This is a genomic window from Thermosulfurimonas sp. F29 (assembly GCF_019688735.1).
Taxonomy (GTDB): domain Bacteria; phylum Desulfobacterota; class Thermodesulfobacteria; order Thermodesulfobacteriales; family Thermodesulfobacteriaceae; genus Thermosulfurimonas_A.
In genome coordinates, this window is sequence record NZ_JAIFYA010000001.1 from 227,550 (window position 1) to 240,158 (window position 12,609).

Consider the following 12,609-nt stretch of genomic DNA (forward strand, 5'->3'; position numbering starts at 1 on the left):
CTTTAGTTTAGATCAGAATCAGAAAAAGGAAAAGAAACTCCGTCACCTCACAGAGGGCCCCCAGGAGATCACCGGTAAGTCCCCCGAAGACCCTCCGGAAGTAGGCATTAAGGGCGAGAAGCACGAAAAACAGCACCGCGGCGGGGAACCGGAAGAACCAGAAGAGCAGAAGGAAAAGTCCGAGGAAGACGGGGAGGGCCCTCTGCCGGGCGACGGAGGAGAAGAAGAGCGCCCCCAGACCCTCCTTTCTGGCCGCCTTTCCCAGAAGCGGCCCGGAAAGAAGGGCCCACCTTCCGAAAAGGGGTTTCCAGAAAACCACCCCCGGAAGGCCCCTCTCGAGGACCCCCTTCAGAAAAAGCCACTGACCCAGGAGGAAAAGGGTTCCGAAGAGGAGGCCGAGGGCTCCCACCTCCGGGCTTTTGAGGATCCGGAGGCGCCTTTCCCGGGAACCTCCGGCGGAGAGGGCGTCCAGGGTGTCCACCAGACCGTCGAAGTGAAAGTAATTGGCCAGCGAGTACTGGAGGAGCATAATCCCGAAGGCGGCAACATCCGGCCCGAGACGGGGCTCGAGAAAACGGACCGCAAGGAAGTTCAGGGTTCCCAGAAAAGCTCCCACCAGGGGAAGGTAGAGCACGGACTCGGCCGGTCGAAACTCGCGCGACCTTACCGGAAATCGGGTGAAGAAGGAGAAGGCCGTGGCCAGGGCGGAGAGTTCATCCCTGAGTCTCAAACTCGCGCCCCCTGGTGACCCCGGCGTCCTCGAAGGTGGCCATCTCACGGTAGATGCGCAGGGCGGTCTCGATGATCATGGAGGCCAGCGCCGCCCCAGTCCCCTCCCCCAGGCGCAGATCCAGATCCACTATCGGGCGAAGGCCCAGTTTCAGGATGGCCGGACGGGCTCCGTTTTCCGCGGACACATGCCCGCAGAACACGAACTCCTCGAGGCCGGGAGCCAGGGCCCGGGCCACGAGAAAACCCGCAAGCGAGATAAACCCGTCCATAACCACCGGGACGCGGTTTGCGGCCCCGCCCAGAAAGAGCCCGGCGATGGCTCCGATCTCCGCCCCGCCGAAGGCCGCCAGGGCCTCAACGGGATCCTTCGGACGATGAAGCTCAAGGGCCCGGCGCACCACCTCCACCTTGCGTCTGAGGCCCCGGTCGTCCACCCCCGTGCCTCTTCCCACGATCCTTTCCGGTGGTTCCCCCAAGAAGTGACAGATCAGACAGGCCGAGGGCGTGGTGTTTCCTATACCCATGTCCCCGGGGATGAGGAGCCGAACCCCCTCCCGGGCGGCCTCTTCCGCGAGCTCCATTCCCACGCGGATGGCCTCCTCGGCCTCCGCTCTCGTCATGGCCGGTTCTCTGGCCAGATTGCGGGTGCCGGAGACCACCTTCCGTTTGACGAGCCCGGGGGCCTCCACCTCCCCGGCCACTCCCACATCCACCACGAAGACCTCGGCCCCGGCCTGACGGGCGATCACATTGATACCCGCCCCTCCGGAAAGAAAGTTGTAGATCATCTGCCGGGTTACCTCCTGAGGATAGGTGCTCACCCCCTCCTCCACCACCCCGTGGTCTCCGGCGAAGACATAGACCCTCTTCCTGAGGGGAAGCTCCGGATCGAGATCCCCGGTGATCATCACATACCGGCGGGCTATTTCTTCGAGGTATCCCAGGCTCCCCCGGGGCTTGGTCTTGAAATCTAGACGCCGGGATGCCTCTTCGTAATGAGCTCGATCAAGCTCCGGCAACCGGATTTCCATAGGAAAACCTCCCCCACGAGAATCGCCGCGGCGAAAAGGAAGGCCGCGGCCCGTACCAGTCGAACCCCTATCTTTATGTCCCGGATTTCCACCTCCCGCAAGGGGGTCCCCATGAAGGCCCGCTGCTGGAGTCCTCCGGGGTAGGGGATGGGACCGCCCAGGGCCACCCCCAGGGCCCCGGCCAGAGCCGCCTGGGGCCACCCGGAATTGGGGGAGGGATGCACTGAGGCGTCCCGCAGCGCCGTTCTAAACGCCCCCACCGGGGAAAGACCCACCAGAGGGGCGGCCAGAGCCAGAAAAAGGGCCGAAAACCTCGCCGGCAGAAAGTTCAACACATCGTCGGTACGAGCCGGAAAGAACCCGAAGTCCCGATAGGGTCCGTGCCGATAACCGAACATGGAGTCCAGGATCTCGGTCACCTTGTAGAGGATGGCCGCCGGAAGACCTCCCACGAGGTACCAGAAGAGCGGACCGCAGAAGGCGTCGTTGAAGTTTTCGGCGAGGGTTTCGAGGGCGCCGCGAATCACGCCTTCGGCGGGAAGAACCTCGGTGCGGCGCGAGACCAGGAAGGAGAGCCGGCGGCGAGCCAGCCCCAGATCCCCCCTCTCGAGAGCCCTTCCCACCGAAAGAACCTCCCTTTCGAGAGAGGTGAGGGCCACGAAGTAGAAGAGCCATAGAACCTCGAGCGGAGGGAACAGCCTTACCGAAAGCAGGACCCCTCCCCCGAAAAGGGTCACGACGAGGAAAAGCGTGCCGAGCCCCCCTGTCCGGCCCCCTCCCCGGAAAAGACGGAACCCCAGGTGCCCCAGGGTGCCGATCCACCTCACCGGATGGCCCCGGGGGGGATCGCCCAGGAGCCGGTCCAGGAGGAGGGCCAGGGTCAGCTCAACCGGTGGAGGCCATCCCCGCACTCACAGAAGCCCCCGTTTGACATAGTAGGAATCGGGGATCTCCCGGTAGTAGTCCTGAAGGGGTCGCACCCGGAAGTCGGTCTCCCTGAGACGCCTTATGGCGCAGGCCATGGCCCGGGCCCCGGCGATGGTGGTCGCATAGGGTATGTCCAGCTCCATGGCGTAGCGCCGGATGAGGTAGGCGTCCTCCCGGCTGACCTTGCCCTCCGCGGTGTTTATCACCAGGTGTATCTCCCCGTTCTTGAGAAGATCCACGGCGTTGGGACGCAGCCCCTCGGATATCTTGGGCACCACCCGGGCCGAAAGCCCACAATTCTTGAGATACTCCGCGGTGCCCCGGGTGGCCAGGATCTCGAATCCGCACTCGGCCAGCGTTCGGGCCACCTGCACCACCTTGTCCTTGTCCCGATCCCTGACGGAGACGAAGACCCGCCCAGAAGTGGGAAGCCTCATCCCCGCCGCGAACTGGGCCTTGGCGTAGGCCAGGGGAAAGTCCCGGTCTATGCCCATGACCTCACCGGTGGACTTCATTTCCGGCCCCAGCATGACATCCACCCCGGGAAAACGCCGGAAGGGAAAGACCGCCTCCTTGACCGAAAGGTGTTCGGGCTCGATCTCTCTGGTGAAGCCCAGGCTCCTGAGGCTCTCCCCGAGCATGATCCAGGTGGCCAGCCGGGCCAGCGGCACCCCGATGGCCTTCGAGACGAAGGGCACGGTGCGGCTCGCCCGGGGGTTCACCTCCAGCACATAGAGTTCCCCGTCTTTTATGGCGTACTGCACATTCATGAGCCCCACCACCTGAAGCTCCCGGGCCAGCGCCCGGGTGGCCTCCTTGATCTCCTCGATGAGGGGCCTCGGGATGTGGACCGGGGGCAGCACGCAGGCCGAATCCCCGGAGTGCACCCCGGCCTCCTCAATGTGCTCCATGATCCCGGCCACCACCGTGGTCTCCCCGTCGGAGATGGCGTCCACATCCACCTCGGTGGCGTCCTCCAGAAACTTGTCGATGAGGACCGGATGCTCCGGGTTGATCTCCGCGGCGGTGGACATGTAGCGGCGCAGTTCCTCCTCGGAGTAAACGATCTGCATGGCCCGACCGCCGAGCACATAGGAAGGCCGTACCAGAACCGGGTATCCGATGCGGGAAGCCACCTCGGCGGCCTCCTCCACGGTGTAGGCCGTGCCGGCCGGGGGTTTCTGAAGCCCGAGTTTGTCCAGCAACTCCACGAAACGCTCCCGATCCTCGGCCCGGTCGATGCTGTCCGGAGAGGTGCCGAGAATCCTCACCCCGGCTCTCGCCAGCGGCACCGCGAGATTGAGCGGGGTCTGTCCGCCGAACTGCACGATCACCCCCTCCGGCTCCTCCTCCTCGTAGATGTTGAGCACATCCTCCAGAGTCAGGGGCTCGAAGTAGAGTCGATCGGAGGTGTCGTAGTCCGTGGAGACGGTCTCCGGGTTGGAATTCACCATGATGGATTCGATCCCCCGCTCGCGAAGGGCGAAGGAGGCGTGCACGCAGCAGTAGTCGAACTCGATCCCCTGCCCTATCCGGTTGGGACCGCCTCCGATGATCATCACCTTGCGTTTCCGGGAGGAACGGGCCTCGTTTTCCACCTCGTAGGTGGAGTAGTAGTAAGGGGTGTAGGCCTCGAATTCCGCGGCGCAGGTGTCCACCAGCTTGTAGGTAGCCCGAATCCCCATGGAAAGACGGCGGCGGCGCACCTCCTCCTCGGTGGATCCGGTGAGAAAGGCGATCTGACGGTCGGAAAAACCGGCCTGCTTGAGCTCCCGGAGTTCCTCTCCGGAGAGATCCTCGAGTTTCCGGCCCTTAACCCCGTCCTCCAGCTCCAGAATCTCGGCCAGCTGCCAGAGGAACCAGCGGTCTATCCTGGTTAGCTCGTAGATTTCGTCCACGGTAAAACCAGCCCGAAAGGCTTCCCGCAGATAGAAAATCCTCTGGCTGTTCGGGCGGGCCAGCTTTTCCACGATGAGTTCCCGGGGAAGGACTTCCCCGCGATCGGAGGGGGACTTCCCGTCGGCCCCGAAGCCGAAGCGCCCGATCTCAAGCCCCCGCAGGGCCTTCTGCAGGGCCTCCTTGAAGGTGCGTCCGATGGCCATGGTCTCCCCCACCGACCGCATGGAGGTGGTGATCTCGTCCCGGGTCTCCGGAAACTTTTCAAAGGTGAAACGGGGGCACTTCACCACCACATAATCTATGGTGGGCTCGAAGGCCGCCCTGGTCTCCCGGGTGATGTCGTTGGGCAGTTCGTCCAGGGTGTAGCCCACGGCGAGCTTGGCCGCGATCTTGGCGATGGGAAAACCGGTGGCCTTGGAGGCCAGGGCCGAGGAACGGGACACGCGGGGGTTCATCTCGATGACCACCATCTCCCCGGTCTCGGGATGGATGGCGAACTGGATGTTGGAGCCGCCGGTCTCCACCCCGATCTCCCGGATAACCGCGATGGCTGCGCTCCGCATGCGCTGGTACTCGCGGTCGGTAAGGGTCTGGGCCGGAGCCACGGTGATGGAGTCTCCGGTGTGCACCCCCATGGGATCGAAGTTTTCGATGGAACAGATGATCACCACGGAATCCTTGCGGTCGCGCATGACCTCCAGCTCGAACTCCTTCCAGCCCAGCACCGATTCCTCGAGCATGACCTGGTGGATGAGGGAAAGCTCCAGTCCCTGTTCCACGATCTCGCGCAGCTCCTCGATGTTGTAGGCCACCCCGCCGCCGGTCCCCCCCAGGGTAAAACTGGGACGCACGATGATGGGGAAGCCGATACGCCGAGCCGCGGCCTCGGCCTCGGAGAGGCTGCGCACGATCTCGCTCCGGGGCACCTTGAGACCTATGCGGGCCATGGCCTCGCGGAACTTCTCCCGGTCCTCGGCCTTCTCGATGACCTCGGCCCGGGCCGCCAGCAACTCCACCCCGTAGCGTTCAAGCACTCCGCGCCGGGAAAGCTCAAAGGCCAGGTTGAGCCCGGTCTGCCCCCCCAGGGTGGGAAGCAGCGCGTCGGGACGCTCCTCCCTGATGATCTCGGCCACCACCTCCGGGGTCAGGGGCTCGATGTAGGTGCGGTGAGCCATCTCTGGGTCGGTCATGATGGTGGCCGGGTTGGAGTTCACCAGCACCACCTCGTACCCCTCCTCCCGGAGGGCCTTGACCGCCTGCGTCCCGGAATAGTCGAACTCGCAGGCCTGTCCGATGACGATGGGCCCCGAACCGATGATGAGGATCTTCTTAATGTCCGTGCGTTTCGGCATGGCTCCTTCCCGAAGGGTGTCTACGCGTGTAAAGGTAAGCCCCTATGGTTCCCGCGGTGCCTATTACGAGGATAAGAAAAAAAATATACATATACACATTTTCCATCCTATCTTCCTCCTTCTATGAAACTCTATCCAGCAGAAAGAAAATCACCAGGGCAAAAAGAAAACAGGAAATGATACCTAATACGGACCACATAATGTCTCTCCCGGAAAGATGTCCTTTAGCCAAAGGAGAAATTACCAGAGTTCCCGTTACCAGAAGGGCTACATGGAAGAACCATCTGGCCAGCTCTTCGAAAAACCTCTTCATTTCGGAAGTTCCTTGTAAAGTTTGATCTTGGCCCGGCGGCGGAGATCCCGGTACCAGGCCCGGTAATAGGCCGCCCGTTTCTCCTGGGTGAGCACATGGAAGAGAACGGTCCGCTCCTCGTCCCAGTTCGAAAAATCTGCGGGACGCACCTCGGCGAGTTGCACCAGATAGCAGGCCTCCCCGTCACAGGCCGGCCGATCGAGGAGCCCCGGATCGGTCCGCCCTCCCAGGGCCCGGGCCACCGCCCGGGGTATTTCCCCGGAAAAAAGCTCGTTTCTCTTAAGGGTGCGTTCGACCACCTTAAATCCCCGGTGAGCCGCCTCGGAGAGGGACTTCTTCCCCGAAAGCTCTTTCAGGAGTTCGGAGGCCCTCTTCCGACATCTTTCCGCGGCCTTTTCGCGGATCAGGTCCCGCCGGACGAATCTCCTGGCCTCGGAAAAGGTCATGATCCGGGAGGGTTCCTTTTTCTCCACCTGGAAAAGGATCACCCCCCCTCCGGCCTCCACCGGAGAGGATATCTCCCCTTCCTCGAGGGAAAAGACCGCCTCCAGAAGTTCCTTGCCGGACAAAATCTCGGGAGGCTTTTTACGGGTAAAACTCACCTCCTTCACCTTCAGGCCTGCTTTGGCGGCGGCCTCCGGGAGGCTTCCCGAAAGCACCGCCTTTTGATAAAGATCGTCCGCCGCCTCGTAAGCCGCCTCGTGGACCTTCCGCCGGAGAAGCTCCTTTTCGAGCTCGGTCTTCACCTCCCGGAAGGGCCTGGTGCCCGCGGGAAGGATCTTTTGCACATAAAACAGATAATAGCCCTGCGGGCCCTCCACCGGCCCCACCACCCGGCCCTCCTCCGCGGAAAAGACCGCCTGATCCGCGGCCTTGAAGAGCTCCCCGGGCTTCACCACCCCCAGATCCCCGCCCAGCTTAGCCGTAGCCCGGTCCTGAGAATACCGGCGGGCCATCCTCTCGAAATCGGTCAGGGTCTTTATCTTTTCGGCCAGGGCCTCGGCCTTTTTAAGGGCCGCGGCCTTTTTCCCGGGCTCGGCCTTTATGAGAATCATGCGCACCCTCCGGCGCTCCGGCTCAAAAAAGCGATCCTTCTCGCTCTCGTAGTAGGCCTTTAGTTCCTCCTCCGAAACCTTAATTTTCCCCCGATACCGCGCATAGGGGAAAAACACATAGGCCACCTGCACCCGGGGTTCGGTCCGGTATTCCTCACGATGTTTCCGGTAGTAATCCCGCAATTCCTCCTCCGTGACCTTTAGGCCCCTTTCGCAGGTGGCGTAAGGGAGGGAGGCGTAGCGTATCCTGAGAACCTGGTTTTCGAAGGCGTAACGCTCGCGCACCTCGGTTTCCGGGGCAAAGATGGTGGCGGTAAGGAAGTGCCGGATCCGGGCCTCAAGTAGATCCGCCCGCACATTCTCTTCGAAATCCCGGGGAAGAATTCCGAGATCCCTGAGCACCGCCCGATAACGCCGGAAGCTGAAACGGCCTCCCTCCTGAAAGGCCGGAATCTGCGCTATAGCCCACTGCACCTCCCGCGGATGCACCGAAAGACCGAGGCGATCCGCGGCCTCCTCCAGCAACCGCCTCTTGATCAACTCCTCCAGCACCTGCTCCCGAAAGTGCATGTTTTTCAGAAAATCCTCGTCCACCCGGTTGCCGAACATCTGGCGCAATTGCCTATAGCGGAACTCGTAGAGGAGCTGATACTCCCGAACGGTAATGGGTTTTCCGTTCACCCGGGCCAGCACATCCACCCTAGAGGCCCGGAAAGTACCCACACCCCAGAAGACGAAGACCAGAATGATTACGGCAAAGAGGATCTTTACCGCGGTGGACTGGGCCCCTTTGCGCAGAAAATCGAGCATGGCGGCCTCCTTCCTGAGTCGGCCTATTATAAGATCTTTAGTCGGTTTTGCAAAACTCTACGCCACCGTTCCCGCCCCTCGGCGATTCTATCCCGGAGCACCCGGCTTCGCCTCGCTTCCCGATCCAGTTCCAGGAGGGCCTCCGCCGCCTCGAGGAGACTTCCGCAATATAGCCACAGGTCGTGCCCGGAAAGGAGGGCGTAAAGGAATCGCTCCGGAAGTTCGTAAGAGTTCAAGGCCCCCATGGCGAGATCGTCGGTGATAATCAGTCCCTCAAAGGAAAGATCCCGACGAAGGAGACCCACCACCTCCTCCGAAAAGGTGGCCGGCTGTGGGGAAAGGCTCCGGATGATGAGATGGGTGGTCATCACCAGGGGAACCCCCGCGTCCACCGCTTCCCGAAAGGGGAGGAGGTTTTCGGCCGGAAGGTCCTCCAGCCGGGGAAGTTCCCGATGGGGGTCCGGCTGAACGCCGCGAAGACCGGGAAAGTGTTTGGCGCAGGGCAGAACCCCCTCGGCGAGATGGGCCTCGATGAAGACCCGGCCCAGACGGGCCACCTCTTCGGGATCCTCACCCAGAGTGCGTCCGCGAAGGAACTCCGGGGCCTCCTCCCCGGCAAGATCCAGTACCGGAGCCAGGTTCGTGTTGAGTCCCAGGTCCCTGACCGTGCGGGCCAGCTCCCGCGAGAAGCGACGCACCTCTTCTTCTCCCCTTCGCGCCACCGAAAGGGGGGCGGGAAACTCCGGAGCGAGAGGCGGACCGATCCTCTGCACCCGCCCCCCCTCCTGATCCACCATGAGAAGACCGGGCTCCGCGGCTTCCCGAAGGGCCTCCAGAAGCCCCCGGAAGGTCTCACGGTCGGGAAAGTGTCTCGTGAAGAAAATGAAGTGTCGCAGTCGGAGATCGCGGACGATCTCGCGCTCCTCCGCCGAAAGCTCGGCTGCAGAGGGGCTCACCACCGGGAAGGTTCCTAGGGACCTTATCACGGTGCGAACCCGTAACGGGCGTAAATCCTGCGGGCCTCCTCCGAAAGGAGAAACTCCCGAAAGGCCTCGGCCGCCTCTCCGGAGTGGTTCCGCATTAGAGCCACCTGATACTCGTTCCGAATCCGGGCCCCCTCGGGGAACTCCACACAATCAAAAAGGGGCTCGGGGAAAAACTCGGGATTGCGATAGTAAAGGCCGAAATGATGGTAAAGGGGGGCTACATCCGCAATCCCGTGATAGATCATGGCCGGAATCTCGCGATGATGAATGAAGCGGCTCGTGAGGGCCTCCCTCCGGATCTTTTCCGGGAGTCCGGGCACATGAGAGAGGGCCGAGAGGTAGGTGCGGTAGGAGTTGACCTCCGTCTGCGGGTTTGAGATAGCCACCCGAATGTCCGGCCGCAGGAGGTCCTCCGGCCCGGAAATCCCTTTAGGGTTTCCCCGTTTCACCACCAGGACCACCCCCTGATTGCGGATAAAGGTCCGGGGTTCGTCGATGAGGTCCTTCTCCAGGAGACCCTTCATGAATTCCGGAGGGCCCATGACCACATGGGGTTTTACGGAAAGAACCAGGTTTCCGATGGCAAGCGGGGCCCCCTCCACCAGGGGCCTGAATCGGGGCGGTGGCAGGGTGACATAGAAGACCGAAACCCGGCGACCGATGTACTCGCAGAAGGCCCTGAGGAGAGTCGGGATGACCATGAACTGGTTGCCTTCCATGGTGATGACGAGCTCGGCCCGGCAGGGATCTCCGTGGAAGTCGTAAACCAGATTGGAGCCCGGAAGAAAGAGGTTCTCGGGAATTTCCCTTCCCGTATCCAGGGGCCAGGGAAGATAAAGAGGCTGCATTTAAAACACCTCCCTGAGGATTTTAAGGGCCCGGTCGATCTCCTCCGGGGTGGTGAATCTTCCCAGGGAGAATCTCACGGTTCCCCGGGCCACCTCCGGCGGCACTCCCATGGCCGAAAGGACATGGGAGACGGCCTCGGAGCGGTCGTGACAGGCCGCCCCGGTGGTGGCACAGATCCCGGGCACCCGGGTCAAAATCTCCGCCCCGGATAGTCCCGGAAAGGAGACGCTCAGGGTGTTGGGAAGGGTGCGTTCGGGATCAGCGTGGCGCACGGCCCGCGGGAAAATCTCGCGGAGCCCCTCCCAGAGGCGTTCCCGCAGGTGTCGCTGGCGTTCGGCCTCCTCCGGGAGATCCTGCAGGGCTATTTCCGCCGCCCTTCCCAGGGCCGCGGCCAGGGCCACGGGTTCGGTCCCGGGCCGGAGCCCTCCTTCCTGTCCGCCCCCGAAGAGGATGGGGGAAAGCTTCACCCCCTCGCGCACATAAAGGGCCCCTATCCCCTTGGGGGCATACATCTTGTGGCCGGCGAGCGTAAGCAGATCGCAGCCGATCTCCCGTACCGAGACCGGGATCTTGCCCACGGCCTGGGCGGCATCGGTATGGAAAAGAACCTCGGCTTCCCGACAGATCCGGGCTATCTCCTTTACCGGCTGAAGGGCTCCGGTTTCGTTGTTGGCGAGCATCACCGAAACCAGCACCGTGTCGGCCCGCAGCCGTCGCCGGACCTCTCCGGGATCCACATATCCCCCGCCGTCCACCGGGATCGTCTCCACGGAGAAACCGAGCTCCGCAAGCCTTCGCGCCGGGGCCAGCACCGAGGGGTGTTCCACGGCGGAAACCAGGATGTGCCCCCCTCCCCGGGGAAGCACCGTCCCCAGGAGGGCCAGGTTGTTGGCCTCGGTGCCCCCGGAGACGAAGACGACTTCCTCCGGCCGGGCGGAGATCAGGGCCGCCACCCGCCGACGAGCCGCCGAAAGGGCCTCCCTCGCCCGCTGGCCGTAAAGGTGCCCGGAACCGGGATTACCGAACTCCTCCACCGCCCAGAGGCGAAACTCCTCCAGCACCTCCGGAAGGACGGGAGTGGTGGCGTTGTAATCCAGATAAATCCTCACGCCTCTTTATATAACACCCCACCCCACCCCCTTCCACCTCCCCGAAAAATTAGGATCGGATCCTATTTTAGAAACTTTGGAAACAAAGATTTCGCAAATTGTGGGCAATAATAGGGACAATTTGAAGGAAAGCCTGAAATTAGAAAATAGGATCGGATCCTATTTTTCGAGAAGGGACGAAGCGGAGGTTTGACTTGAGGGAGCATTTTAAGTATTTTGGCTCTTGGAAATCGGGAGAGGAGGACAATATGCCCTCGGTAGTGGTGGTGGGCACCCAGTGGGGAGACGAAGGCAAGGGAAAGATCGTGGACCTCCTGGCCGAACGGGCCGATTACATCGTGCGCTTTCAGGGAGGCAACAACGCCGGGCACACCCTGGTCATAAACGGTCGGAAACACATCCTTCACCTCATTCCCTCGGGGATCTTTCACGAGGGCAAGGTCTGTCTCATCGGGAACGGGGTGGTGGTGGACCCGGAGGTCCTTATTTCGGAGATAGATCGACTGGAGGCCGCCGGGCTTCCGGTGCCCCCGGGCCGGCTCTACATAAGCGAAAAGGCCCATCTCATCATGCCCTATCACAAGGCCATCGACCACGGTCGCGAGGCCCGCAGGGGCAAGACCCGCATCGGAACCACCGGGCGCGGCATAGGCCCCTGTTACGAGGACAAAGTGGCCCGCCGGGGCATCCGGGTGGGGGACCTGCTGGATCCGGATCTTTTCGCCCAAAAACTGCGGGAAGTCCTGGAGGAAAAGAACTTCTATCTGGAGAGGTATCTGGGAAGGGATCCCCTTTCCTACGAGGAGATCTACAGCACCTACCTCCGTTTCGGCGAGCGTCTGGCCCCTTATGTGGCCGATGTATCGGAGATCCTGGCCCGGGCCCGAAGGGCCGGAAAGAACATCCTCTTTGAGGGCGCCCAGGGCACCCAGCTCGACATCGATCACGGCACCTATCCCTTCGTCACCTCGTCGAATACGGTGGCCGGCGGGGCCTGTGCCGGGGCCGGCGTGGGGCCCACCACCATAGACTATGTCCTGGGGATATGCAAAGCCTACACCACCCGGGTGGGGGAAGGCCCCTTTCCCACCGAGCTTACCGACGAGATAGGAAACCACCTGCGGGAGTGCGGAGGAGAATACGGTTCCACCACCGGAAGACCCCGGCGCTGCGGATGGCTCGACGGGGTCATCCTGAAAGAGGCGGTCCGTCTCAACGGCCTTTCCGGCCTGGCCATCACCAAGCTGGATGTGCTCTCGGGGCTCACCGAGATCCGCTTCTGCGAGGCCTACGAGCTTTCCGGACGCCGCCTCACCTCCGTCCCGGCCCGTCTCTCCGAGATCTACCGGGTAAAGCCCCTCTACCGGAGTTTCCGGGGCTGGATGGAGGACCTCTCCCGCTGTCGCACGCTGGAGGATCTCCCCGCTGCGGCCAGGGATTACCTGCGTTTCATCGAGGAGTACGCGGGTGTTCCGGTGATCATGGTCTCCACCGGTCCGGCCCGGGATCAGAACATCCTCCTGCGGGACCCCTTCCACCCGTAAAC

General features: G+C 62.4%; 10 protein-coding genes. 2 read left to right on the forward strand and 8 right to left on the reverse strand.

The window, feature by feature from the left end; genetic code table 11:
* Positions 1–7: 7 nt before the first annotated feature.
* Genes K3767_RS01115 through carB form a run of 4 tightly spaced genes read right to left on the reverse strand, consistent with a single transcriptional unit; the run spans position 8 to position 5,941 of the window.
* The gene (locus tag K3767_RS01115; protein WP_221171723.1) at positions 8–730 is read right to left on the reverse strand and encodes an adenosylcobinamide-GDP ribazoletransferase; all 723 of its coding nucleotides are present in this window, start codon (positions 728–730) and stop codon (positions 8–10) included.
* Positions 714–1,763: a nicotinate-nucleotide--dimethylbenzimidazole phosphoribosyltransferase gene (gene cobT / locus K3767_RS01120; protein ID WP_221171724.1), complete on the reverse strand. Its 1,050-nt coding sequence runs from the start codon at positions 1,761–1,763 to the stop codon at positions 714–716. Before cobT ends, K3767_RS01115 begins: the two co-directional genes overlap by 17 nt.
* Positions 1,703–2,674, reverse strand: a complete 972-nt coding sequence (cbiB, locus tag K3767_RS01125; RefSeq protein ID WP_221171725.1) for an adenosylcobinamide-phosphate synthase CbiB — start codon at positions 2,672–2,674, stop codon at positions 1,703–1,705. The genes cobT and cbiB overlap by 61 nt, the downstream gene beginning before the upstream one ends.
* Positions 2,675–5,941, reverse strand: coding sequence for a carbamoyl-phosphate synthase large subunit (gene carB, locus K3767_RS01130; RefSeq protein ID WP_221171726.1), 3,267 nt, complete (start codon positions 5,939–5,941; stop codon positions 2,675–2,677). It abuts the gene before it with no gap.
* Between the two features lie 44 nt (positions 5,942–5,985).
* Between carB and K3767_RS01135 the strand changes: the two genes are divergently transcribed.
* Positions 5,986–6,279, forward strand: coding sequence for a hypothetical protein (locus tag K3767_RS01135; protein WP_221171727.1), 294 nt, complete (start codon positions 5,986–5,988; stop codon positions 6,277–6,279).
* Here the strand turns inward: K3767_RS01135 and K3767_RS01140 are convergent.
* From K3767_RS01140 to K3767_RS01155, 4 genes are read right to left on the reverse strand one after another with little or no spacing between them, the layout of a single operon-like run.
* On the reverse strand, positions 6,251–8,119 hold the full coding sequence (locus tag K3767_RS01140; RefSeq protein WP_221171728.1) for a SurA N-terminal domain-containing protein: 1,869 nt from the start codon (positions 8,117–8,119) through the stop codon (positions 6,251–6,253). The two genes, K3767_RS01135 and K3767_RS01140, sit on opposite strands and share 29 nt — an antisense overlap.
* A 26-nt stretch (positions 8,120–8,145) precedes the next feature.
* Positions 8,146–9,105 (reverse strand): glycoside hydrolase family 3 N-terminal domain-containing protein, encoded by a 960-nt coding sequence (locus K3767_RS01145; protein ID WP_221171729.1) that lies wholly within the window; start codon positions 9,103–9,105, stop codon positions 8,146–8,148.
* Positions 9,102–9,953, reverse strand: a complete 852-nt coding sequence (locus tag K3767_RS01150) for a substrate-binding domain-containing protein (protein WP_221171730.1) — start codon at positions 9,951–9,953, stop codon at positions 9,102–9,104. Before K3767_RS01150 ends, K3767_RS01145 begins: the two co-directional genes overlap by 4 nt.
* Positions 9,954–11,063: a cysteine desulfurase family protein gene (locus K3767_RS01155; RefSeq protein WP_221171731.1), complete on the reverse strand. Its 1,110-nt coding sequence runs from the start codon at positions 11,061–11,063 to the stop codon at positions 9,954–9,956.
* 248 nt (positions 11,064–11,311) lie between these two features.
* Between K3767_RS01155 and K3767_RS01160 the strand changes: the two genes are divergently transcribed.
* Positions 11,312–12,607 carry an adenylosuccinate synthase gene (locus K3767_RS01160; protein ID WP_221171732.1) on the forward strand — a complete coding sequence of 432 codons (1,296 nt, stop codon included), beginning with the start codon at positions 11,312–11,314 and terminating at the stop codon, positions 12,605–12,607.
* Positions 12,608–12,609 lie beyond the last annotated feature (2 nt).